23 protein-coding genes are annotated in these 22,141 nt (G+C 71.8%); 18 read left to right on the top strand and 5 right to left on the bottom strand.

Features of this window, described 5'->3' with window-relative positions:
• From O7613_RS25155 to O7613_RS25165, 3 genes are read left to right on the top strand one after another with little or no spacing between them, the layout of a single operon-like run.
• The gene (locus tag O7613_RS25155) at window positions 1-1,224 is read left to right on the top strand and encodes a histidine kinase (protein ID WP_282290320.1); all 1,224 of its coding nucleotides are present in this window, start codon (window positions 1-3) and stop codon (window positions 1,222-1,224) included.
• Between the two features lie 2 nt (window positions 1,225-1,226).
• The gene (locus tag O7613_RS25160; protein WP_281590616.1) at window positions 1,227-1,982 is read left to right on the top strand and encodes a LytTR family DNA-binding domain-containing protein; all 756 of its coding nucleotides are present in this window, start codon (window positions 1,227-1,229) and stop codon (window positions 1,980-1,982) included.
• A gap of 50 nt (window positions 1,983-2,032) precedes the next feature.
• A complete protein-coding gene (locus O7613_RS25165; RefSeq protein WP_282290322.1) occupies window positions 2,033-2,695 on the top strand; it encodes a DUF5701 family protein in 663 nt (220 codons plus the stop codon).
• A gap of 44 nt (window positions 2,696-2,739) precedes the next feature.
• On the opposite strand, the gene O7613_RS25170 is transcribed toward O7613_RS25165, so the two are convergent.
• Both O7613_RS25170 and O7613_RS25175 read right to left on the bottom strand, forming a co-directional pair.
• Complete coding sequence (locus tag O7613_RS25170; RefSeq protein ID WP_282290324.1) at window positions 2,740-3,936, bottom strand: hypothetical protein; 1,197 nt, start codon at window positions 3,934-3,936, stop codon at window positions 2,740-2,742.
• Window positions 3,923-4,462, bottom strand: coding sequence for a sigma-70 family RNA polymerase sigma factor (locus O7613_RS25175; protein WP_282290326.1), 540 nt, complete (start codon window positions 4,460-4,462; stop codon window positions 3,923-3,925). The genes O7613_RS25170 and O7613_RS25175 overlap by 14 nt, the downstream gene beginning before the upstream one ends.
• Window positions 4,463-4,658: 196 nt before the next feature.
• Between O7613_RS25175 and O7613_RS25180 the strand changes: the two genes are divergently transcribed.
• From O7613_RS25180 to O7613_RS25200, 5 genes are all read left to right on the top strand, one after another.
• Window positions 4,659-5,138 carry a hypothetical protein gene (locus tag O7613_RS25180; RefSeq protein WP_282290328.1) on the top strand — a complete coding sequence of 160 codons (480 nt, stop codon included), beginning with the start codon at window positions 4,659-4,661 and terminating at the stop codon, window positions 5,136-5,138.
• Window positions 5,138-6,778: a cation acetate symporter gene (locus O7613_RS25185; protein WP_282290330.1), complete on the top strand. Its 1,641-nt coding sequence runs from the start codon at window positions 5,138-5,140 to the stop codon at window positions 6,776-6,778. Before O7613_RS25180 ends, O7613_RS25185 begins: the two co-directional genes overlap by 1 nt.
• Window positions 6,779-6,911: 133 nt before the next feature.
• Window positions 6,912-7,676, top strand: a complete 765-nt coding sequence (locus O7613_RS25190; RefSeq protein ID WP_281585888.1) for an ABC transporter ATP-binding protein — start codon at window positions 6,912-6,914, stop codon at window positions 7,674-7,676.
• Window positions 7,661-9,355 (top strand): ABC transporter permease, encoded by a 1,695-nt coding sequence (locus O7613_RS25195; protein ID WP_282290332.1) that lies wholly within the window; start codon window positions 7,661-7,663, stop codon window positions 9,353-9,355. The genes O7613_RS25190 and O7613_RS25195 overlap by 16 nt, the downstream gene beginning before the upstream one ends.
• Window positions 9,355-9,843, top strand: coding sequence for an SRPBCC family protein (locus O7613_RS25200; RefSeq protein WP_281585886.1), 489 nt, complete (start codon window positions 9,355-9,357; stop codon window positions 9,841-9,843). The genes O7613_RS25195 and O7613_RS25200 overlap by 1 nt, the downstream gene beginning before the upstream one ends.
• Before the next feature lie 72 nt (window positions 9,844-9,915).
• Here the strand turns inward: O7613_RS25200 and O7613_RS25205 are convergent, their stop codons facing one another.
• From O7613_RS25205 to O7613_RS25215, 3 genes are read right to left on the bottom strand one after another with little or no spacing between them, the layout of a single operon-like run.
• Window positions 9,916-10,173, bottom strand: coding sequence for a hypothetical protein (locus O7613_RS25205; protein ID WP_281585885.1), 258 nt, complete (start codon window positions 10,171-10,173; stop codon window positions 9,916-9,918).
• Between the two features lie 19 nt (window positions 10,174-10,192).
• The gene (locus tag O7613_RS25210) at window positions 10,193-10,390 is read right to left on the bottom strand and encodes a DUF397 domain-containing protein (RefSeq protein WP_282290334.1); all 198 of its coding nucleotides are present in this window, start codon (window positions 10,388-10,390) and stop codon (window positions 10,193-10,195) included.
• Complete coding sequence (locus O7613_RS25215) at window positions 10,387-11,172, bottom strand: helix-turn-helix transcriptional regulator (protein WP_282290336.1); 786 nt, start codon at window positions 11,170-11,172, stop codon at window positions 10,387-10,389. The genes O7613_RS25210 and O7613_RS25215 overlap by 4 nt, the downstream gene beginning before the upstream one ends.
• 303 nt (window positions 11,173-11,475) lie before the next feature.
• Here O7613_RS25215 and O7613_RS25220 point away from each other — a divergent pair, with 303 nt between their 5' ends.
• The 10 genes from O7613_RS25220 (at window position 11,476) to O7613_RS25265 (ending at window position 22,078) form a co-directional block, all read left to right on the top strand.
• Entirely contained in the window at window positions 11,476-12,216 is a 741-nt protein-coding gene (locus tag O7613_RS25220) for a flavin reductase family protein (RefSeq protein ID WP_282290338.1), read from the top strand.
• Between the two features lie 242 nt (window positions 12,217-12,458).
• Window positions 12,459-12,827, top strand: coding sequence for a DUF485 domain-containing protein (locus tag O7613_RS25225; protein ID WP_281585881.1), 369 nt, complete (start codon window positions 12,459-12,461; stop codon window positions 12,825-12,827).
• Complete coding sequence (locus O7613_RS25230) at window positions 12,805-14,478, top strand: cation acetate symporter (protein ID WP_282290339.1); 1,674 nt, start codon at window positions 12,805-12,807, stop codon at window positions 14,476-14,478. The genes O7613_RS25225 and O7613_RS25230 overlap by 23 nt, the downstream gene beginning before the upstream one ends.
• 81 nt (window positions 14,479-14,559) lie before the next feature.
• Window positions 14,560-15,540, top strand: coding sequence for an NAD-dependent epimerase/dehydratase family protein (locus O7613_RS25235; protein WP_282290341.1), 981 nt, complete (start codon window positions 14,560-14,562; stop codon window positions 15,538-15,540).
• Window positions 15,541-15,614: 74 nt separating this feature from the next.
• Window positions 15,615-16,865 (top strand): LCP family protein, encoded by a 1,251-nt coding sequence (locus O7613_RS25240; RefSeq protein ID WP_281585878.1) that lies wholly within the window; start codon window positions 15,615-15,617, stop codon window positions 16,863-16,865.
• Between the two features lie 163 nt (window positions 16,866-17,028).
• The gene (locus tag O7613_RS25245) at window positions 17,029-18,276 is read left to right on the top strand and encodes an LCP family protein (RefSeq protein ID WP_282290343.1); all 1,248 of its coding nucleotides are present in this window, start codon (window positions 17,029-17,031) and stop codon (window positions 18,274-18,276) included.
• A gap of 184 nt (window positions 18,277-18,460) precedes the next feature.
• Complete coding sequence (locus O7613_RS25250) at window positions 18,461-19,378, top strand: LCP family protein (RefSeq protein WP_282290345.1); 918 nt, start codon at window positions 18,461-18,463, stop codon at window positions 19,376-19,378.
• A 27-nt stretch (window positions 19,379-19,405) separates the two neighbouring features.
• Window positions 19,406-19,741 carry a rhodanese-like domain-containing protein gene (locus O7613_RS25255; protein WP_281585875.1) on the top strand — a complete coding sequence of 112 codons (336 nt, stop codon included), beginning with the start codon at window positions 19,406-19,408 and terminating at the stop codon, window positions 19,739-19,741.
• A 14-nt stretch (window positions 19,742-19,755) separates the two neighbouring features.
• The gene (locus O7613_RS25260) at window positions 19,756-20,547 is read left to right on the top strand and encodes a glycerophosphodiester phosphodiesterase family protein (RefSeq protein WP_281585874.1); all 792 of its coding nucleotides are present in this window, start codon (window positions 19,756-19,758) and stop codon (window positions 20,545-20,547) included.
• 76 nt (window positions 20,548-20,623) lie between these two features.
• Window positions 20,624-22,078 (top strand): ATP-binding protein, encoded by a 1,455-nt coding sequence (locus O7613_RS25265; RefSeq protein ID WP_281585873.1) that lies wholly within the window; start codon window positions 20,624-20,626, stop codon window positions 22,076-22,078.
• Window positions 22,079-22,141: the final 63 nt, after the last annotated feature.

Genomic DNA, 22,141 nt, shown 5'->3' on the forward strand with positions numbered 1-22,141 from the left:
GTGGGTGGCAACCTCTCGGCGGTCTTCGCCGTCGTCTCGCTGGTCACCGCGTTGGCCGCGGCGCTCTGGGCGGTGCTGCGGCTGCGTGCCCGGCGGGGCATCGCCACCGCGACCCAGCGGGCCACCTACGAGGTGCTGCACACCGCCGGCCTGGCCGTCGAGCCGTTGCGGGCCGGCCTGAGCGCGGCGGACGCGGCGAAGGCCGTACGCCATCTGCGCGCCCTGGTGGGCGCGGCCGGGCTGGCGTTGACGGACCGGGAGGCGCTGCTTGCCATCGACGGGCGCGGCGCGCACCACGGCGACCAGTTGGTCGCGGCGGCCCGGCGGGTCGTCGACAGCGGGCGTTCCACCGTGCTGCACGAGTCGGAGCTGCACTGCGACCTGGTCGACTGCCCGGTCCGGGGCGCGGTGGTGGCGCCGTTGGGCGCGGACGGCCGGGTGGTGGGCGCGTTGGTGGCGGTGGCCGACGAGCGGCCGGCGCCGGGCCTGGTGCAGGCGACGCTGGAGACCGCGCACTGGGCGGGTGACCAGCTCGCCCTGGCCGAGCTGGACTCGTCGCGGGAGCGGCTGGCCCGGGCCGAGGTACGCGCGTTGCGCGCCCAGATCAGCCCGCACTTCATCTACAACGCGCTCACCGCGATCGGCTCGTTCGTCCGGACCGACCCCGACCGGGCGCGGGAGTTGATCCTGGAGTTCGCGGAGTTCACCAGGTACTCGTTCCGCTCGCACGGGGAGTTCACCACGCTTGCCGAGGAGTTGCGGTCGATCGACCGCTATCTGACCATCGAGCGGGCCCGCTTCGGCGAACGCCTCCAGGTGCGCCTCCAGATCGCGCCCGAGGTGCTGCCGGTGACGTTGCCGTTCCTCTGCCTCCAGCCGCTCGTGGAGAACGCGGTCCGGCACGGGTTGTCCCGCAAGCCGGGCACCGGCATGGTGAGCATCGAGGCCCGGGACGCGGGCGCCGAGTGTCACATCACGGTGGAGGACGACGGGGTGGGGATGGATCCGACCACGCTTACCGCGGGTATCGCCGAGGTGTCCGGCGCCGGCAGCGACCCGGCCGAGGACCCGGGGCAGCACGTCGGCCTCTCCAACGTCGACGAGCGGCTGCGGTCGGCCTTCGGGGACCGGTTCGGCCTGGTCGTCGAGACGGGCCTGGGCTCGGGTACGAAGGTCAGCATGCGGGTGCCGAAGTTCCACCCCGGCGTCCGGGTGTCCGCATGACCGTGACCGGTTTCCTCCGGGTGCTGGCGGTAGACGACGAGCCGCCGGCCCTCGACGAGTTGGCCTACCACCTGCGCGCCGATCCCCGGGTGGCCCGGCTGCACACGGCCGGCGACGCGACCGAGGCGCTGCGGGTGCTGCGGGACGACGACGTGGACGTGGTCTTCCTCGACATCCGGATGCCCGGGTTGGACGGCATGGAGTTGGCGCGGGTGCTGCGCCGGTTCGCCCGGCCGCCGGCGATCGTGTTCGTCACCGCGTACGACGACGGCGCGGCGGACGCGTTCGACCTGGGCGCCACGGACTACGTCCGCAAGCCGGTCCGGGCCGAGCGGCTGGCCGAGTCGCTGCGCCGGGTGATCGGCTCGCGGGTGGTGCCGTCGCATCCGGCCGCGCTGGCCCGGGCGGAGGAGGATCCGACCATCCCGATCGAGTTGGCCGGCACGACCAGGATGCTGCCCCGCTCGGCGGTGCGCTGGGTGGAGGCGCAGGGCGACTACGCCCGGCTGCACACCGCGGAGGGGTCGCACCTGGTCCGGGTCTCGCTGGCGACGCTCGCGGAGCGCTGGGCGGATGCCGGGTTCGTCCGGGTGCACCGCTCGTACCTGGTGCAGTTGCGGCTGATCGCCGAGTTACGGCTGGTCAACTCCGGCTACGTGGTGGTGATCGACGAGGCCGAGCTGCCGGTGAGCCGGCGGCACACCCGGGAGTTGAAGGACAAGTTGGTCCGGGCGGCCAAGCAGGACTGGAGCCGCTGAAACCCCGACGTACAATGTACGGCAGACCGTACGACAGGGTGGAGGACCGCATGTCCGACGACCAGTTCGACGCCGCCGCCGAATTCGACCGCCAGCTCGACCGCCTGGTGCACCTCGGCTACCCCGCCCTCGCCGGGTGGACCGAGGAGGCGTTCCGCGCCCGGCTCACCCCGCTGCGCGACGCGGCGGTCACCGGGGCCGCCGGCCTGACCGGCCCCACCGATGCCCGGATGCCGTTCCTGCTGGTGACCACGCGGGACCTGGTGCCCGTCCCGGAGCGGATCGCGCTCACCACGCTCGCCGGTAAGCGCAAGCCCGGCGTGCTCGACCGCAACTTCCCCGCCGACGACCTGCCCACCTTCCACCCGAACAAGGAGCTGGAGGTGCCGGCCGGTCCGGCGTACCTGCTCTTCGACGTGGATCGGGGCGAGGAATACCGCAACGTCACGCCGTCCGCCGCGCTCGACGACATGACCGCGCGGGACCGGCTGCCGATCACCATCGACGAGGGCCTGGCCTTCGTCACGCTGCACCCGGAGGCGCTCGCCAGCAACAGGTGCTTCTCGCTCATCGGCTCCCGCTGCGGCGACAAGCGGGTGCCGGCGCTCTGGATCAGCCAGGGCGCGCCGAAGCTGGGCTGGTGCTGGTTCGGCAACCCGCACACCTGGCTCGGCTCGGCCACCGCCCACCCGGTGCGGGTCGGCCTCGACTGACCTCGTCGGGGCGGGACGCCGTCGCGTCCCGCCCCGACCGGCGGTCACCCCGTGCCCGACAGCCGGGTGGTCGTCCGTCCGTCGGTGGTCAACACCGCGCCGTTCGCCTCCGCGAACAGCACCTGTCCCGGCACCCAACTGAGCACCCCACCACCCGTGGTCACGAACTCCCGGGTGAAGTGCCGGCCCTGGTCGTGGCTGACCCACAGGAACGCCCTGCCGTCGGCGTCCCAGTCCCCGATCAGCAGGCTGCCGTCCCCACCCACCACCAGGTCGCGATCACCGCTCGCTCCCGCCGGAAGATCGGTCTCGACGGGCTGCCAGGAACGCCCGCCGTCACCGGTCCGCATGATCGAGGCGGTGCTGCCGGCCGACGCCGGCCCACCCGCCAGCAGGTAGCCGACCTGACCGCTCTCGGCCGCCACGGATGCCACCGCGCCGCCGGTCGGGGCCGACACCGTCGCCCAGGTGGCGCCGCGGTCGGAGCTGCGGGCCAGCACGGAGGGCTGACGCACGTCCGGCGGCCAGAAGCTGGCCCACAGCACGCCGTCCGGACTCGCGTACAGGCTGTTCATCGGGTAGTCGGTCGGCACCGTGGAGCGCAACCGGTAGGCGGTACCGGTGTCCGGGTCGACAGCCATCGGCTCGGGCAGCCCACCCGTGGCGTTCGCGGACGAGACCGGCAGCGCGTGGGACGGAAAGGCATCCACCGTGACGATGGCCTCGGCGCCGTCCCGCCACGTCCGCCCCTCGTCGGTGGAGAGCCACGACCGCCCGTCGACGCTCACCAGGTAGGTACGCGAGCTGAGCGGGAGATATCGAGCCGTCGACCGGACCCGGTCGTTTCCCGCCCGGCACGCCCCGTCGTCGTAGCGCGCCCGGCGGTACGGTGACCAGTTCCGCCCGAGGTCCCGGGTGGTGCTGAAGTCGATCCGGCAGCCACGCTCGGTGACCCGGACTCCGACCACCGACCGGTCCCCCACGAGGAAGAGCTGAGCCCGGTCCCGCGGCGCCGGCGCTCCGGCCGGCTCATCCGAGGGCCGGCCGCCGAGACCTCCGGCGACCGGGGTCAGTGCCGTACCGGCCAGGGCCGCCACCACCCCCAACACCAACACGCCGCGCTGCCGGCGCCGCGCCCGGACGCGGGCGCGGGCCCTGGACCGGAGTTCCCCGAGCGGCGGCTGGCGAACGGCCTGGCTGACGGTGCCGACGTCGAAGCCGGACAGGTCATGCTCCGACATTGATCCTCCCGAGGCTGGTGACTGTGACATCCGGTGCGGCGTCGCTCAGGTCGACGTCGACGAGCAGCCGGGCGAGGGCCCGCCGGCCGCGGGAGAGCCGGGACTTGACCGTGCCGCTCGACACCCCGAGCGTCGTGGCGACCTCCTCGACCGGCAGGTCAGCCAGGTAGTGCAGGGCCAAGGCATGCCGCTGCCCCGGAGGCAGCTTCCGGAGCGCGGCGAGCAGGGCGAGATGTTCGGGTGACCGGTCCGCGACCTCGGGCGGCGGGCCGAGGCGGTGGAGCAGTGCCTCCAGGAGCCGGCGGCGCCGATACCGGCTCCGGGCCACGTTCACCGCCACTCGTCGCAGCCATGCCTCCGGTTTGTCCAGGCCGGCCATCCGCCCGGGTCTCATCAGCGCACGGGTGAACGCCTCCTGGACCGCCTCCTGCGCCTCGTGCAGGTCGCCGGTCACCGCGTACAGCTGGACGACCAGCCGGCGGAAGCTGCCGGCGTACAGCTCGGCGATCAGATCATCGTCGGACACCGTCACCTCCTCTCTTCACCTGTCCCACTCGTGGGCCGGAAGAAAGGTTCCGGGCGACGCTCAGGAGATGCCTGTCCACAGCGAAACCGCGCTCATCCACTGCGTTGTCCACAGGCAGGCGATGTTATCCACAGGTTGTGCACAGGGGCGTCGCGCTGCGCTTGACATTCGCGCCGAGCAGGCGAGACTGCCGGGGATGACCGCAGCCGAGGAACCGCAGCCGGTCGGACGGCCCGTCGAGGCGGCACCCGTCCCCGGCCCCCGCGCGCCGCAGCGGACCCCAATCGCGCCGCAGCGGACCCAGACCGCGCCGCAGCGGACCCGGATCGTGCTGGCCGAGGTCTCCCGGTCGGGCAGCCGGGCCGACCGCACCCGCTCCGAACTGGCCCAGCAGACCCGGGTCGGCGAGACGCTCGTGCAGGGCCTGATGCGCGCCCAGCTCTCGCTCGCGCTACGGCTGAGCCTGCTGGTGTTGATCGGGCTGGGCGGCCTGCCCTGGCTGTTCGCCATCGCGCCGACGGTCGGGCGGGTCACCGTGCTCGGGGTCAACCTGCCGTGGCTGCTGCTCGGGGTGGCCGCCTTCCCGTTCCTGATCGTGGTCGGCTGGGCGTATGTCCGGCTGGCGGAACGCAACGAGCAGGACTTCGTCGACCTGGTCCAGCGGCCGGAGCGCTGATGACCAACGGGTACGTGATCCCGGCGATCGTGGCGGTCACCCTGGTCACCGTCGGCATCGGCTTCTACGGGTTGCGGCTGGCCCGCACCACCTCCGACTTCCTGGTCGCCTCCCGGGCGGTCAGCCCGACCTGGAACGCGGCGGCGATCGGCGGGGAATACCTGTCGGCGGCGAGCTTCCTGGGCGTGGCCGGGCTGATCCTCAAGTACGGCGTGGACGTGCTCTGGTATCCGGTCGGCTTCGCCGCCGGCTACCTGGCGTTGCTGCTGTTCGTGGCCGCCCCGCTGCGCCGCTCCGGCGCGTTCACCCTGCCGGACTTCTGCGAGGTGCGGCTCGGGTCGCGCCGGCTCCGCACGATCGCCACCCTCTTCGTGATCTTCATCGGCTGGCTCTACCTGGTGCCGCAGTTGCAGGGCGCCGGGCTGACCCTGGCCACGCTCACCGGCTCGCCGTACGCGATGGGCGCGCTGCTCGTCGCCGTGGTGGTGACCGCGAACGTGGCGCTCGGCGGCATGCGGGCGATCACCTTCGTGCAGGCGTTCCAATACTGGCTGAAGCTCACCGCGCTCGCCGTACCGGCGATCTTCCTGGCGTTGCAGTGGCAGGCCGACGCCCGCCCGGCGGTGACGCCGCCCGACGGGCCGGCGTTCCGGACCGCGACCACCGTGGTGGTCGAGCACCGCGCCACGCTCACCCTGCCCGACGGCCACCTCCGGGAGGTACGCCCCGGCGACCGCCTCGACTTCGCCGCCGGCGACCCGGTGCCGGAGGTGTCCGGTGCGGCGATCGCCGCCACCGAGTGGCTGCTGCCGGACACCGCGGGCGACGACGACCGCAGTCTGTTCGCGACGTACTCGCTGATCCTGGCCACGTTCCTGGGCACCATGGGGCTGCCGCACGTGCTGGTGCGTTTCTACACGAACCCCGACGGGGCCGCCGCCCGGCGCACCACGCTCGTGGTGCTGGCCCTGGTCGGCGTCTTCTACCTGCTGCCCACGATCTACGGCGTGCTGGGCCGGATCTACACGCCGCAACTGCTTGTCACCGGTCAGACCGACGCCGTGGTGGTGCTGCTGCCCGGCGCGGCGCTCGGCGACGGCACCACCGGCCGGCTGCTCGCCGCGCTCGTCGCCGCCGGGGCGTTCGCGGCCTTCCTGTCCACCTCGTCCGGCCTGCTGACAAGCGTGGCCGGGGTGATCTCCACGGACGTGCTCGGCCGCGGCTCGGTACGCGGCTTCCGGCTCGCCACGGTGATCGCCGGCGCGGTGCCGGCGGTGCTCGCGTTGAACGTCTCCGGGCTTGACGTGTCGCAGGTGGTGGGGCTGGCGTTCGCGGTCGCCGCGTCCAGCTTCTGCCCGCTTCTGGTGCTCGGCATCTGGTGGCGCGGCCTGACCGACCTGGGCGCCGCCGCCGGGATGCTCGTCGGCGGCGGCGCGGCGATCGGCGCGGTGCTGCTCACCGTGCTCGGCCCGCCGCTCACCGGCTGGCCGGCGACGCTCACCACCCAGCCGGCCGCGTGGACGGTCCCGCTGGCGTTCACCGTGATGGTGGTGGTCTCGGTGGCCAGCCGCCGACGCCTCCCCCGCGACGTCGGCACCACCATGCTCCGCCTGCACACCCCCGAGTCCCTCCGCTTGTAAGGCGGGGGCCCTTCTTAACGCGTTCGGTAGAGGCGGGGCCCCTTCTTAACACCTCGGCGTACCCCTCAGGTAGGACGGCAACATCGTCCTCCGGCGGGAGCGCGGGTTGGCCGAGGCGGGCTACCGTCGGACCATGACCGATCAGCACCCGGCCCTGCACCTCCGTGGCCTGGCCAAGCGCTTCGACACCAAGGTCGCGGTGGCCGGCGTCGACCTGGCCGTGCCGACCGGCTCGTTCTACGGCCTGCTCGGCCCGAACGGGGCCGGCAAGACCACGACCCTCTCCATGGCCGTCGGCCTGCTGCGGCCCGACGCCGGTGAGGCCCGGGTGCTGGGGTACGACGTCTGGGCCGACCCGGTCCGCGCGAAGAGCCTGCTCGGCGTGATGCCGGACGGCGTACGCCTCTTCGACCGGCTGAGCGGCGCGGAGCTGCTGGCGTACCACGGTCTGTTGCGCGGCATGGACCCGGCGGTGGTCGACCAGCGGGCGGCGGAGCTGCTCGACGTGCTGGCGCTCACCGACGCCGGCCGCACCCTGGTGGTCGACTACTCCGCCGGCATGAAGAAGAAGATCGGCCTGGCCTGCGCGCTGCTGCACGGTCCGCGCCTGCTGGTGCTCGACGAGCCGTTCGAGGCGGTCGACCCGGTCTCGGCGGCGCTGATCCGGGACATCCTGCACCGGTACGTGACCGGTGGCGGCACGGTGGTCTTCTCCAGTCACGTGATGGAGGTGGTCGAGCGGCTCTGCTCGCACGTGGCGATCCTGGCCGACGGCACGATCAAGCGGGTGGGCACGCTCACCGAAGTGCGCGGCGACAGGTCGCTGGAGGAGGTCTTCGTCGAGGTCGTCGGCGGCCGGACCGCGACCGGCGAGGAGCTGTCGTGGCTGTCCCGGTGACCGCACCCGAGCGGCCGGTCCGGACCGTCTCGCCCTGGCACTTCGTCCGGCTCAAGCTGCGGGTCCTCGGCAACAACTTCCGCGGCCAGGCGTGGCGGGTCGCGTTGTTCGTGGTGGGTGTGCTGTTCGCGCTCTGGTTCGCCGGGACCGGGTTCTTCCTGCTCGCCGCGCCCGGCCTGACCGGCGAGGACCGGTACGCGCTGATGGCCGCCGCGTTCGGCGGCGGCGTGCTGACGCTCGGCTGGCTGCTGCTCCCGCTCGTCTTCTTCGGCGTGGACGAGACGCTTGACCCGGCCCGGTTCGCGCTGCTGCCGCTCTCCCGCCGCACCCTGGTCACCGGCCTGCTCACCGCCGCCCTGGTCAGCGTCCCGGCGCTGGCCACGATGCTCACGGTGGCCGGGCTGGTGGTCACCGCCGGCATGCTGGGCGGCTGGCCTGCCGCGCTCGTCGGCGCGGTCGGCGTGGCCGTCGGGGCGCTCGTGTGCGTGGCCGGGGCCCGCGCGATGACGAGCGCGTTCGCCACCATGTTGCGCTCCCGCCGGGTACGCGACCTGGCCGCCGTGCTGCTCGCGGTGCTGGCCGCCATGCTCGGGCCGTTGCAGTTGTTCGTGGTCGCGGCCGTGCAGCAGGCCGACTGGGACCGGCTGACCGGAGTGGCCCGGGTGATCGGCTGGACGCCGCTCGGCGCGCCGTGGACGGCCGGCGTCGACGTGGCCGAGGGCCGGGCCGGGGCGGCCGTGGTGAAACTGCTCATCGGCGTGGCGACGATCGGCGTACTCCTGCTCTGGTGGTCACGGTCGCTGGAGTCGGCGATGGTCGGCGCGGCGAGCGCCGGGCCGGCGCGCACCCCGCGCGGCGTGGTCGGCGGCGCGGTCGCGCAGCTCTTCCCCCGCGCGGTCGGCTGGGCCCGGCGGGACCGGTTCGGCGCGCTCGTCGCCCGGGAGTGCCGCTACTGGTGGCGGGACGCCCGGCGGCGGGCCAACCTGATCACGGTCGCCGTGGTCGGCGTGTTCGTGCCGGTGATGGTCAACCTGGGCGGTGCCGGGTTCGTCGTGGAGGGCGGGGCGGCGTTCGGCGAGGCCACCGCCGACTCGTCCCCGGTGCTGGTCAGCATTTCCATGATCTTCGTCGGGGTGCTCGCGTCGGTGACGCTCGCCAACCAGTTCGGTTTCGACGGCAGCGGGTACGCGGCGAACGTGGTCGCGGGCGTGCCGGGCCGGGTGGAGCTGCGCGCCCGGATGGTGGCGTTCTCGCTCTACGTGGTGCCGATCCTCCTCGTGGTCGCGGTCGTGCTGGCGCTCGTGCTCGGCCGGCCGGAATGGCTCGGCATGATGGCCGGCGGCCTGTTCGGCGCGTACGGCTGCGGGCTGGCGATCAACGGGTTCATCTCGGTGCTCGGCGCCTACTCGCTGCCGGAGACGAGCAACCCGTTCGCCATGAACTCCGGGTCGGGCATCGCGAAGAGCCTGCTCGCGCTGCTCTCCATGGTGTCGTCGACGGTGGTCGCGGTGCCGCTGGTGGTGGCCGCGGCTCTCCTCGACGACGTCTGGCTCTGGCTGGCACTGCCGGTCGGCCTGGCATACGGGGTGGGCGCGGCGCTGCTCGGCGCGTACCTGGCCGGGGACGCGCTTGATCGACGGCAGCCGGAGCTGCTGTCCATGGTCACCCCGAGGCGCTGATGCCTGTCGTCGAAGCGGTCACCACGGTCCCGGTCCCGCCGGAGGTGGCCTTCGCCGTCTCCCAGACCGTCGCCCCGGTGCGCTACCGCTGGGACCCGTTCGTCCGCGAGCAGCACTTCCTCGATGGCGCGACCCGGCCGGGCCGGGGCGTGCAGACCTTCACCCGCTCCCGGCACGGGCTGGCGATGGTCAGCGAGTACGTCTCCTGGTCGCCGCCGACGAACGTGGGCATGAAGATGGTGCGCGGGCCGTGGTTCTTCGAGCGGTTCGGCGGCGGCTGGCGCTTCGCGCCCGGCCCCGAGCCGGGCACCACGGTCGCGACCTGGCGGTACAACTTCCGGTGCCGACCAGCTCTGCTGCGCCCGGTGGCCGAACGGATCGGCATCTGGCTGCTCGGTCGGGACATCCGCCGCCGGATCGCCGGTTACGCCGCCGGCTGCGCCGACCCCGAGGTGCTGGCCGCCGCCCGCCGCTCGCTCTCTCCCTGAGACGGCCGCCCGCCGCTCGCTCTCTCCCTGAGACGGCCGGCCGCCCGCCGCTCGCTCTCCGCCTGACCGTCGTCAGGCGGTGCGGCGCATGGCCGCGTAGACGTGGTGGCCGTCGCCGACGCTGAGCACGTTCACCAGCTCCCAGCCGTAGTTCGACAGGTGCTCGACCGCCTCCATCAACGGCGGGAAGCCGCTGCTGCCCCACTTGTGCCGGGCGATGATCATCAGGTGCCGGTGCGGGTAGGCGCGCAGGTCGACCTGTCCGCCGAGGATGGCGTCCGCGGTGATGACACGGTCCTGGGCGAGCTTCTGCGGGGGTACGAGAGCCATGCCCCGCAGGGTAGGCGGCTCAGTCGAGCGGCACCCGGTGAAGGTACGCGACCAGGGAGCACCAAGCGTCCGGGGTGAAGGCGAGGGCCGGGCCGGACGGGTCCTTGCTGTCCCGCACCAGCACCACCCCGGGCAGGTTCCCCGCCACCTCGACACAGTTGCCGCCGGAGTCGGTCGATCGGGATGACGTGCGCCAGCGGGGCTCGTCGGAGGTCATGGCGTCACCTTCAACTTCCGGACCAGATCCAGGGATGCTCCTGTGGACAGCGATTCGCCGAGGAGGCTATCCCACTTCCGCTCGATCAAGGCGATCGTCTGCGGCTCGTCGACGACGTGTCCGCGGGCGGCGTTCTCCAGGTAGAGCACCCGCTCCGAGTCCGGCAGTTCGGCAAGCACGAAGCCGCCGCCGAGACCGGCGTGCTCACCGACCGCCAACGGCACCACGTGCAATCGCACGGCCGGATGTTCGGCCAGCTCCAGCAACCGCGTGAGCTGGCCATCGAGTACCGCCGGCCCACCGACCGGCCGGCGAACCGCCGTCTCGTCCAGCAGGAAGACGCAGTGCGGCGGCTCATCGTGGTGCAGCAGTTGTTGGCGCTCCATCCGGAGAGCCACCAACTCGTCGATCATCGCCGGCGGATGGAGGCCACCGGTGGAGATGACGGCGCGGGCGTATTCCTCTGTCTGGAGCAGACCCGGAACCAGGCACGCCTCGAAGGCGCGCAATCTGACCGCCTGCTGCTCGTACCCCCGCCAGGGCACGAACCACGACGGACCGCGCTCCTGATCGGCGGCCTTGAGCAGGCTGGCCAGGAGGCCGCCGGTGCCGAGGGCCTGGTCGGCGGCGATCGCGAACTCCATCGTGGGCCGGCGGCGGCCGGTCTCGATGGCGGCGACCGTCGACGGGCTCCACCTGATCGTGGCCGCCAGTGCCTCCTGCGACATCTCCGCCCCGGCTCGGGCGGCCTTCAACGCCCGGATCCACACCTCGACGTCCATCCTCACCCCGTTGGTAAGTACGCGACTGCGCTCCGTAGTAACCCCTGGCATCCTCCTCTGCCGGCGCTTCCACGTCCAGGGTGGAGACACGCGGCCCGGCCGGTGGAGGCCACGACCCGGCGGCCGGTCCTGCGACGGGTCGCCCCGCCCATCCCCCGGCCGGGGCGCCCCCCTTCTCCCAGGAGGCACCAGATGCGGAGCGAACGAGTAGACCTTGGAAGGAAAGCGCCCCTGGAGGGGCCCAAATCTTCCAAGATCCACCCGGGACAGGCGCACCTCCGGCCGGGACAGGCGCATCTGCCGATGCGGCCGGCGTGGCGGTGTCGGGTGTGCGGGGCGCACTGGCCGTGCCAGCCGGCCCGGCTCGGGCTGCTGCGCGAGTTCCGGGGTGACCGGACGGCGTTGCTGTTCCACCTCGGCACGCTGCTGGCCGAGGCGAACGCGCAGCTCAGTGACGCCACGCACCTGCACAAGCGCTTCCTCGGCTGGGCCCGGACCGCAGGCGGCACAATGTTTCACGTGAATCATGAGCCGGGTGCCGAGATCCACCACACCGATCCGTTCGCGGTGCCGGCCGGGCAGCGCTCGCCGGTACGCCGCCTGCGTGGCCGGCTGGCCGCCCCGGTGACGCTCTGGACCGCGCCCGGCCCGGCCGGGCTCACCGTGTCCTCCACGCTCGTGGCCGAGGGCGAGCCGGACCGGCTGCTCGGCCTGGTCGACCCGGAGTCGGAGCTGTGGGCGGCGGTCGAGGAGGCCGGGCGGTTCGCGGTCGCCCCGCTGGGTCCGCGCCACCGGCAGCTCGCCGACCGCTTCGCCGGCCTGTTTCCCGCGCCCGGCGGCCTGTTCGCCCTGGACGCCTGGACCGAGACGCCCTACGGCCCGGTGCCGACGGACGCGGGTGGCTGGGCCGGTTGCCGCCTCGACACCGCCCGGGAGTACGGCTGGGGTCTGCTGGTGGAGGCCACCATCGAGGCGGTCGACCTGGCCGAGGACGTCACGCCCCTGCTGCACTACCGAGGCCGCTACCACGAGCTGACCGACTAGCCCGCCCACCCGACGCGGGTGATCATGAGGTTGACGGTGCTCGTCGTCCGATTTGTCGCCGCCAAGTTCATGATCAACGCGGGTGGGTGGACCGGTTAGCGGAGTGATCTGGGTCACTGGGCGCAGTGGGGGCGCCGTTGGGCGCACCGGGCGACCGGGACCCGTCCGGATCTTTCGCGGTGGGTTCCGCGCTCCTAACGTGCGCGGAAATCCCCCACGCCTGCGAAGGTGGTGATCCACAGATGTCCACGGACACACCCGCGTCCGCACCCTCCGAGTCGACCGCGGAACGGTATCTAGCCGTCCAGCGGTCGGACGAGTTCGCCGGGTTGCGGCGCACGCTGCGCGGCTTCATCTTCCCGATGACCGTCGCGTTCTTCCTGTGGTACGCGCTCTACGTCATCCTCTCCGCGTACGCGCGGGGTTTCATGGGCACGAAGCTGGTCGGCAACATCAACGTCGCCCTGGTCTTCGGCCTGCTCCAGTTCGTCTCCACGTTCGTCATCGCCTGGCTCTACTCGCGGTTCGCCAACCGGCGGATCGACCCGGTCGCCGACCAGATCCGCGCCGAGATGGGGGAGGTGAACCATGAACACGGTCCTCGCGGCTGAGGCGGGCAGCACCACCGCCCGGAACCTCACCATCACGCTGTTCCTGATCTTCGTGGCGATCACGCTGGCGATCACCATCTGGGCGAGCCGGCAGACCAAGACCGCCACCGACTTCTACGCCGGTGGTCGCTCCTTCTCCGGATTCCAGAACGGCATGGCGATCGGCGGCGACTACATGTCGGCCGCGTCCTTCCTGGGCATCGCCGGCATCATCGCCCTCTACGGGTACGACGGTTTCCTCTACTCGATCGGCTTCCTGGTCGCCTGGCTGGTGGCACTGCTGCTCGTCGCCGAACTGCTGCGCAACTCCGGCCGGTACACGATGGCGGACGTGCTGGCGTTCCGGATGCGGCAGCGGCCGGTCCGGACCGCGGCGGCGGTCTCCACCATCACCGTGTCGATCTTCTACCTGCTGGCCCAGATGGTCGGCGCCGGCGCGCTGGTGGCCCTGCTGCTCGGCATCAAGCCGGGTACGACGTTCCTCGGCATGGACGCCGACACCGCCAAGGTGGCCACCATCATCATGGTCGGCGCCCTGATGATCATCTACGTGACGGTCGGCGGGATGAAGGGCACCACGTACGTCCAGATCGTCAAGGCGTTCCTGCTGATGACCGGCGCGCTGGTGATGACGCTGCTGGTGCTCGCCAAGTACAAGTTCAACCTGTCCTCGCTGCTCGGCGACGCGGCGGACGCCTCGGGCAAGGGGGCGGCCTTCCTCGAACCCGGGTTGCGCTACGGCGTGGAGACACCCGGCGACGCGCTGAAGACGTTCTACAGCAAGATGGACCTGCTCTCGCTCGGTATCGCGCTGGTGCTCGGCACCGCCGGCCTGCCGCACATCCTGATCCGCTTCTACACCGTGCCGACCGCGCGGGCGGCCCGTAAGAGCGTCCTCTGGGCGATCGGCATCATCGGCGCGTTCTACCTGCTCACCCTCGCCCTCGGCTTCGGCGCGGCGGCGATCGTGGGCGGGGAGGCGATCACCGCGCAGGACAAGGCCGGCAACACGGCCGCACCACAGCTCGCCGAGGCGCTCGGGTTGGACTTCTTCGGCGGGAGCCTGGGCGGCGCGACACTGCTGGCGATCATCGCGGCGGTCGCGTTCGCCACGATCCTCGCCGTGGTGGCCGGGCTGACGCTGGCGTCGTCGTCCAGCCTGGCGCACGACTTCTATGCAAACGTCATCAAGAACGGGCAGACGTCGGAGCGGCAGGAGGTGAACGTCGCCCGGATCTCCGCGCTGGTGATCGGCGCGGTCTCCATCGTACTGTCGATCTTCGCGCAGAACCTGAACGTGGCGTTCCTGGTCGCGTTGGCGTTCGCGGTGGCCGCGTCCGGCAACCTGCCGGCGATCCTCTACAGCCTGTTCTGGAAGCGGTTCAACACCTCGGGCGCGGTCTGGGCGATCTACGGCGGCCTGATCTCCGCCGTGGCGCTCGTCTTCTTCTCCCCGGTCGTGTCCGGGGCGCCGACGGCCATGTTCCCCGACCACGACTGGCACTGGTTCCCGCTGTCGAACCCGGGGATCATCTCGATCCCGATCGGCTTCCTGTGCGGCTGGATCGGCACCATCCTCTCCAAGGAGAGCGACGACGAGAAGTACGCGGAACTGGAGGTGCGCTCGCTCACCGGTGCGGGCGCGCACTGACGGGTAGTTGTTAAGCGGGGCCCCCGCCTCTACCGGAGGCGTTAATAGGGGGCCCCGCCTTACCTGTATAGGGTGGCGGGCATGAACGTCGCTCCCCGGTTTGGCTCCGGGCACCGCATCCTCGTCACCGGCGGTGCCGGCTTCGTCCCGTCCCACCTGGTCGACCGGCTCGTCGAGCGCGGCTGCACGGTGGTGGCGCTTGACAACTTCGTCACCGGTTCCAAGGACAACGTGGCCCACCTGCTGGACGAGCCGACGTTCACGCTCATCGAGGCGGACATCTCCGACGGCCTGCCCACCCACCACCCGGCGATGACCGAGCGGTTCGACGCGATCCTGCACATGGCGTCCCCGGCCAGCCCGACCGACTTCGAGAAGCTGCCGGTGGAGATCCTCCGGGTGGGCTCGGTGGCCACGCTGGCCCTGCTGGAGCGCGCCACCGACGACGGCGCGCGGTTCCTGATGGCCTCCACCTCCGAGGCGTACGGGGACCCGAAGGAGCACCCGCAGCGCGAGACATACTGGGGCAACGTCAACCCGATCGGCATCCGGAGCGTCTACGACGAGGCGAAGCGCTTCTCCGAGGCCGCCACCATGGCCTACCACCGCAGCCGCGGCACGGACACCGCGATCGTACGGATCTTCAACACGTACGGCCCGCGGATGCGCCCGGACGACGGCCGGGCGATCCCGACCTTCATCTCCCAGGCGCTGCGCGGCGAGCCGATCACCGTGCACGGCACCGGCAACCAGACTCGTTCCATCTGCTACGTCGACGATCTGGTGCGGGGCATCCTGCTGCTGCTCGACTCGACGCAGAACGGCCCGATCAACTGCGGCACCGAGCACGAGATGTCGATGCGGCAACTGGCTGAGACGATCGTGTCACTCACCGGAAGCGCATCCGAGGTGAGCTACATCACTCGCGCCTCGGACGACCCGGAGATGCGCCGCCCCGATCTGACCCTCGCCCGCGAGCTGCTCGGATACGAGCCCACCGTGGCGCCCGAAGACGGCCTCCGACGCACGATCGAGTACTTCCGCGGGCGGTTAGGGTACTGATCCCCGCTGTCCGCCGGCTGAGTGCCGTGCGCGCCTGAGGACGGCGGTGGATCCGCCGACCTACCCTCGATGACATGTCAGCGACCTCGTCTGCCGGCGCACCCCTGAACCGCCCCCTGCACCGGGGCGCGGGCCGTGCCCAGGTTCCCGGCTCCGGCCGGGGCGCACCCACGCGCGCCCGCGCCACGGAAACCCGCTGGTACCCGTCGCACGACGAGGCGCCCCGTTCGGGCGGACGCGGTGGCCCGGGCGGACCGGGTGGGCCGACCGACCCCGGCGGCCCGGGTGGTGGTTCCGGCGGGCCAGGTCGCCGCCCCCGCCCGCGCTGGAAGCGCATCGGCCTGGTGACCGGCGTCGTGGTGCTCGCGCTGGCGCTGCTCGGCGGCGTCGGCGGCTGGCTCTACGCCCGTAACCTCGACGGCGACCTGGCCCGCACCGACCCGTTCTCGGAGATCACCGGCGGGCGGCCGGCCAAGCAGGTCGACGGCGCGTTCAACATCCTGCTCGTGGGCAGCGACTCGCGGGATCCGGACGCCCCGGTCGACGGTGCCGGCAAGTGGCGGGCGGACACCGTGATCGTCATGCACATCCCGGCCGACCACAAGAGCGCCTACCTGGTCTCCATCCCGCGTGACCTGTACGTGCCGATCCCGGAGGAGGCGGGCGCCTCCTGCGACTCCGGCTCCCGCAACAAGATCAATGCGGCGTTCGCGTTCGGCGGGCTGCCGCTCGCGGTGAAGACCGTGGAGTGCTTCACCGACGTCCGCATCGATCACGTGATGGCCATCGACTTCGCCGGCTTCAAGGACGTCACCGACGCGCTGGGCGGGGTCGACCTCAAGGTGGACCGGACCATCAAGTCGATCCACAAGCCGTACCGGACGTTCACCAAGGGCGTGAACCACATGGACGGCGCCGAGGCGCTGGACTGGGTCCGGCAGCGCAAGCAGTTCCCGGACGGCGACTTCGCCCGGATGCGCCACCAGCAGGAGTTTCTCAAGGCGCTGTTGGACAAGGCGGCCAGCACCGGGACGCTGAGCAACCCGAAGAAGCTGAACGACTTCCTCCGGGCGCTCACCGCCGCCGTCACGGTCGACCAGGGATTCTCGTTGACCGACATGGCGGTGCAGTTCCGCAGCCTGCGCGGGGAGAACCTGACGTTCGTCACCAGCCCGAACCTGGGCGGCCAGACCATCGACGGCCAGTCGGTGGTGGTTTCCGACCGGGAGAAGGCCCTGGCCATGTACCAGGCCATCGCCGGCGACCGGATGGCCGGCTGGGTCGACGCCAACCAGAAGGGCTCGGGCGACAGCGCCGGCGGCTGACGGCACCGGGAGCGGCCTTCGACCGGGCGCTCAGCCTCGCCCGTTCGGCCATATCTCGAAAACATTGGCCGGGATTGACGGGATTACCCCGCCACAGAAGGTCGCGAAGACGGGAACAGATACGTAGAGTGGTCCCGCCCCCGATCACCGAGCTGGAGCACGAATGTCGGTCCAGACCAGTCGACGCCCGCACTCACCGGCACCCGGTTCATCCGGGCGGGTCCCTCCGGTCATTCCCACCCAGCCCGGCCCCGGCGGTCGCGGTCCCGGTGGCGGTGGTCCCGGTGGCGGTGGCCCCGGCGGCGGGAAGAAGAAGCGCACCAAGCGCAAGGACCCGCTCTGGGCGAAGCTCACGCTGATCCTCGGCGCGGTGCTGATGGTGACAAGCGGCGTGGCGATCGTCGGCAGCAAGGCCGTGATCGGCCAGGCGACGAACAACATCGCTCAGCGCAACCTGCTCGGCGAGGCCGGGAAGAGCGAGGCCGAGGGCGGCAACAGCCTGGACGGCCCGATCGACATGCTGCTGCTCGGCGTGGACGCCCGCGAGCGCTGGGCCGCCGACGACGTCCGCTCGGACACGATCATCATCCTGCACATCCCGGCCAGCCACGACCAGGCGTACCTGATCTCGATCCCCCGGGACACCCAGGCCCGCATCCCGGCGTTCTCGAAGAGCGGCTACCGGGGCGGCACCGAGAAGATCAACGCCGCCTTCTTCCACGGCGCCCAGAACGGCGGCGGCTGGGAGGGGGGCGCCCAGCTGATGGCCAAGACGATCAAGTCGATGACCGGGATCGGCTTCGACGGCGCCGCGATCATCAACTTCGGCGGTTTCAAGAACGTCATCGACGCGCTCGGCACGGTGCGGATCTGCGTCAGCCACGAGGTCCCGTCGCACCACATGTCGATGGTCGAGGGCAAGCCGATGTGGAACGCGGACGCGAAGAAGTCCGGCAAGTCCTACAAGCCGGTGGTGCACAAGAAGGGCTGCAAGGAGATGGAGGGCTGGGAGGCGCTCGACTACTCCCGCCAGCGCTACGGCCTGCCCAACAGCGACTACGACCGGCAGCAGAACCAGCAACAGCTGATCAAGGCGATGGCCAAGAAGGCCACCGAGGGCGGCATGCTGACCAACCCGATCAAGCTGAACGCGCTGATGAAGGCCGCCGGCAAGGCGTTCGTGCTGGACACCGGCGGCGTGCCGATCGCCGACTTCATCTTCACCCTCAAGAACCTCAACGGAAACGACCTGGTCACCCTGCGCACCAACGGCGGCACGTTCAGCTCGACCGCGGACAACAAGTTCGAGCAGTTCAACGAGACGACCATGGACATGTTCCAGGCGGTCAAGAACGACAAGCTCGCCGACTTCGTCGTGGCAAACCCGGACGTCCTCTCCACCCGCAAGTGACCGAAGCCGGCACCGGCCGGCCGATCCCCCCGTAGCCTGACGTGAGCGGGTCTCATGTCGTCGCGACGGGGGGATCGTCACGTCCAGACCAGCACGGAACCGACGCGGGCCGGCCCGACCGGCCCGCTGGCCCCGGTTCCTGCTCGGCGCCGGGCTCGCCCTGGTCCTGCTCGCCACGCTCGGCGTGACCGGGCTGCACTGGCTGACCCACAGGTACGACCGCACGGTGACCAAGGAGCAGCTACTCGACCCCACCGCCCGAAAAAAACGGACAGAACTGGACGGGGCACTCAACTACCTGCTGATCGGCTCCGACCACCGGCCCGGCGCGAGCGCCGCCGACCAGCGCTCGGACACCATCCTGATCGTGCACGTGCCGGCCGGGATGCGGCAGGCGTACCTGATCTCCGTGCCGCGCGACCTGCTGGTGGCCATCCCGGCGGCGCCCGGCTTCCCCGGCGGCCAGGACAAGGTCAACGCGGCGTACGAGCACGGCGGCGGAGGCGAGAGCGGGGCGCGTTTGCTCAGCGCCACCCTCACCCGGCTCACCGGGGTCCGCTTCGACGGCGCGGCGCTCGTCGACTTCTCCGGTTTCCGGTCCGTGATCGACCAGCTCGGCGGCATCCGGATGTGCGTGGACACGCCGGTCCGCTCGATCCACACCGGGACCCGGTTCGACCCCGGCTGCCAGCAGATGGACGGAGCCCGGACGCTCGACTACGTGCGTCAGCGCTACGACCTGCCCGGGGGCGACTACGACCGGCAGCGGCACCAGCAGCAGATGCTCCGGGCGGTGCTCGACCGGGCCAACCAGACGCATCTGCGCAACGACCCGGTGAAACTCGACCGGGTACTGCGCTCGGTCGGCGGGGCGATGACCGTCGACACCAACGGCGTACCCCTGGACGAGCTTGTCTTCGCGCTCCGCGCGCTGCCCGCGGACGCCCTGCGCGGAGTCCGGGTGCCCTCCTACCCGCAGACCATCGACCAGGTGTCGTACGTCGTGTTGGACACCGGCGGCGGCGATCTCTTCACCGCCCTGCGGGACGCCCGGGTGCCGGAGTGGGCCGGCGCCAACCCCCGCTGGGTCAACCGCCTCTGACGGCGACGGGCGACTAGGCTTTGCACCGTGTTCGGAGCCCACCTTCCCAGCGTGCCCGCGTCGGCCGTGCCCGACGACGTCTACCTGCTCGACGTCCGGGAGGACGACGAGTGGGCCGCCGGCCATGCGCCGGCCGCCCACCACCTGCCGATGACCGAGCTGCCGGCCCGGCTCACCGAGGTGCCCGACGACCGCGAGGTGGCGGTGATCTGCCGCTCGGGCGGCCGTTCCGGGCAGGTGGTCGGATACCTGCTGCGCAACGGCTGGGACGAGGTGCGCAACGTCGAGGGCGGGATGGGCGGATGGGCCGCCGCCGGTCGTCCGGTGGTCACCGACGACGGGCAGCCGGGTCGGGTCCTCTGAGGCACGTCCCGACCATGACCGCCCCCCTGGTCTTCGCCCACCGAGGCTCCTCGTACGACCTGCCGGAGCACACCCTCGCCGCCTACCTGCGCGCCCTCGACGAGGGCGCGGACGGGCTGGAGTGCGACGTCCGGCTGACCCGCGACGGGCACCTGGTCTGCGTGCACGACCGCCGGCTGGACCGGACCAGCAACGGGCACGGGCTGGTCAGCGCGCGTACGCTCGCCGAGCTGGAGGCCCTCGACTTCGGCTCCTGGCACCCGGCCGCAGCGGTGTCCGCCGACGCCGTGCGCCTCGACGACTCGCACACCCGGCTGCTCACGCTGGCCCGCCTGCTCGACGCGGTGCGGGCCGCCGGGCGGCCGGTCCGGCTGCTGATCGAGACGAAGCACCCGTCGCGCTACCGCGGCGACGTCGAGCGCCGCCTGGTCGACCTGCTGCGCCGGCACGGCCTCGCCGAGCCCGGTCCGGACGAACCGGTCCACGTGACCGTGATGTCCTTCTCACCGCTTGCCGTACGCCGGATCCGCGCGCTCGCGCCGGCGCTGCCGACGGTGCTGCTGCTGGAGATGCTGCCGCCCTGGCTGCCGCTGGGCCGGCTGCCCTTCGGCTGCCGGATCGCCGGCCCGGGGGTGGATCTGGTGCGGGCCCGGCCCCATCTCGTCCCCGCGTTGCGTGCCGCCGGCAACTCGGTCTACGTCTGGACCGTGAACGAACCCGAAGACCTGGAACTCGTGCTGGCCGCCGAGGTGGACGGCGTGATCACGGACCGGCCCGCCCGCGCGTTGACCCGGTTGGGTCGATGATGCCCGTCGGTCCGCCTACCGCCCGGTCGACCGGGCGGGGGTGTCCCCGGGGCGGCCGGCGGGGCACACTCGGGACATGCCGGAGCGAACCGACTACCCCGTCCTCATCGCCGGCCACACCACAGTGATCAAGATGATCAACGCGGGCGAATCCGGTCTCGCCGTACTCACCCGCCTGCTCCGCGAGGTCGAACCGGCGGTCGGCGCGACGGGCCTGGTCTTCGTGGAGTTCACCCCGGCGGGCGGGCGGGTGATCGCGGCGACCGGTAGCGCCGAGTTCGTCATCGGCCGCCCGCTGCCGGCCACCGACCCCGCCACCGTCTGCCTGCTGGCCGGCCCGCCGGTGCGGGAGGTCCGGATCGACTCGATCCCGGGCGTGCTCGCCGACGAGATCGCCGGCCGGGGGCTGGGCCGGATGATCGTGGCACGGGCCGAGATCGGTGGGCTCACCGTCGGCAGCCTGCACGCTCTCTACCCGACGGACGAGCCGCTCGACGCCTCGCAACGCGCCGTCGTCGGATACGTGGCCGCCTGCGTCGCGCACATGTACGGCGACCAGACCGGCCTGCCGGTGCACGGCGACGGTCCGGTCGTGGCCGCGCTCGCCGACGGCCTGGCGGTGGTGGACCGGGACAACCGGGTCCGGCTCTGGAACCCGGCCGCCGCCCAGGTGACCGGCTGCCCGGCGAACGAGGCGCTGAGCCGGTCGTTGCCGTTCCCCCTGCCCCCGTCCGGGCAGGTGCTCGACCACCGGCTGCCGGACGGCCGCTGGCTGCGGATCACCTCCGGTGAGCTGCCCGGCCCGAACGCGCTGCGGGTGGTGACCTTCCGCGACATCACCGACCAGCACCGACGCGACCACGACCGGGACCTCTTCGTCGCGGTCACCAGCCACGAACTGCGCACCCCGGTCACCGTGATCAAGGGGTACGCGGACACGCTCACCGACCACTGGGACTCCCTCAGCGACCACGACCGGCGGGAGGCCGCCCGGATCATCGGGCAGCGGGCCAACGATCTGGCCCGCCTGGTCGACCGCCTGCTCACCGCAGCCACCGAGAACCGTCCCGGCGGCGAGCCCGCCGCCCCGTTCGACCTGGTCGACGCGCTCCGGGCGGCGGTGGTCGACCTGCCGGCCGACATCCGGCACCGGATCGTGCTCAACCTCCCCACCGACCTGCCGAAAGCCCTCGGCGACCGGCACAACCTGGCCACCGTGCTCACCGAACTGGGCACCAACGCGGGAAAATACTCGCTGCCGGACACGCCGATCGAGGTCAGCGCCGACGCGAACGAGCGGACCGTCACGTTCCGCGTCTCCGACCGTGGCATCGGCATCCGGCCGGAGCACGTGGAACGGGCCTTCGACCGGTTCTGGCAGGGCGAGTCCGGCGACCGCCGCCGCTATCCCGGCGCCGGGCTGGGTCTCTATCTCGTCCGGCAGATCGTGGAACAGCAGAATGGATGGGTGTCCCTCCGACCGAGATCCGGTGGAGGTACGGTCGCGGAGGTGCGGCTGCCCCGGGGATGAACCGGGCGCCCACGACTGTGGAAGGAACGACGTGTCGACGGGACCGGCCGAACGGTCGTGGTG

Origin of the sequence: Micromonospora sp. WMMD975 (genome assembly GCF_029581215.1) — a bacterium.
GTDB lineage: Bacteria > Actinomycetota > Actinomycetes > Mycobacteriales > Micromonosporaceae > Micromonospora.

Excerpts from the sequence above, each read along its gene's own strand:
- O7613_RS25165 (WP_282290322.1), top strand. The coding sequence starts at position 2,033 with ATGTCCGACGACCAGTTCGACGCCGCCGCCGAATTCGACCGCCAGCTC.
- O7613_RS25170 (WP_282290324.1), bottom strand. The coding sequence starts at position 3,936 with ATGTCGGAGCATGACCTGTCCGGCTTCGACGTCGGCACCGTCAGCCAG.
- O7613_RS25180 (WP_282290328.1), top strand. The coding sequence starts at position 4,659 with ATGACCGCAGCCGAGGAACCGCAGCCGGTCGGACGGCCCGTCGAGGCG.
- O7613_RS25185 (WP_282290330.1), top strand. The coding sequence starts at position 5,138 with ATGACCAACGGGTACGTGATCCCGGCGATCGTGGCGGTCACCCTGGTC.
- O7613_RS25190 (WP_281585888.1), top strand. The coding sequence starts at position 6,912 with ATGACCGATCAGCACCCGGCCCTGCACCTCCGTGGCCTGGCCAAGCGC.
- O7613_RS25200 (WP_281585886.1), top strand. The coding sequence starts at position 9,355 with ATGCCTGTCGTCGAAGCGGTCACCACGGTCCCGGTCCCGCCGGAGGTG.
- O7613_RS25205 (WP_281585885.1), bottom strand. The coding sequence starts at position 10,173 with ATGGCTCTCGTACCCCCGCAGAAGCTCGCCCAGGACCGTGTCATCACC.
- O7613_RS25210 (WP_282290334.1), bottom strand. The coding sequence starts at position 10,390 with ATGACCTCCGACGAGCCCCGCTGGCGCACGTCATCCCGATCGACCGAC.
- O7613_RS25215 (WP_282290336.1), bottom strand. The coding sequence starts at position 11,172 with ATGGACGTCGAGGTGTGGATCCGGGCGTTGAAGGCCGCCCGAGCCGGG.
- O7613_RS25220 (WP_282290338.1), top strand. The coding sequence starts at position 11,476 with ATGCGGCCGGCGTGGCGGTGTCGGGTGTGCGGGGCGCACTGGCCGTGC.
- O7613_RS25225 (WP_281585881.1), top strand. The coding sequence starts at position 12,459 with ATGTCCACGGACACACCCGCGTCCGCACCCTCCGAGTCGACCGCGGAA.
- O7613_RS25230 (WP_282290339.1), top strand. The coding sequence starts at position 12,805 with ATGAACACGGTCCTCGCGGCTGAGGCGGGCAGCACCACCGCCCGGAAC.
- O7613_RS25235 (WP_282290341.1), top strand. The coding sequence starts at position 14,560 with ATGAACGTCGCTCCCCGGTTTGGCTCCGGGCACCGCATCCTCGTCACC.
- O7613_RS25240 (WP_281585878.1), top strand. The coding sequence starts at position 15,615 with ATGTCAGCGACCTCGTCTGCCGGCGCACCCCTGAACCGCCCCCTGCAC.
- O7613_RS25245 (WP_282290343.1), top strand. The coding sequence starts at position 17,029 with ATGTCGGTCCAGACCAGTCGACGCCCGCACTCACCGGCACCCGGTTCA.
- O7613_RS25260 (WP_281585874.1), top strand. The coding sequence starts at position 19,756 with ATGACCGCCCCCCTGGTCTTCGCCCACCGAGGCTCCTCGTACGACCTG.
- O7613_RS25265 (WP_281585873.1), top strand. The coding sequence starts at position 20,624 with ATGCCGGAGCGAACCGACTACCCCGTCCTCATCGCCGGCCACACCACA.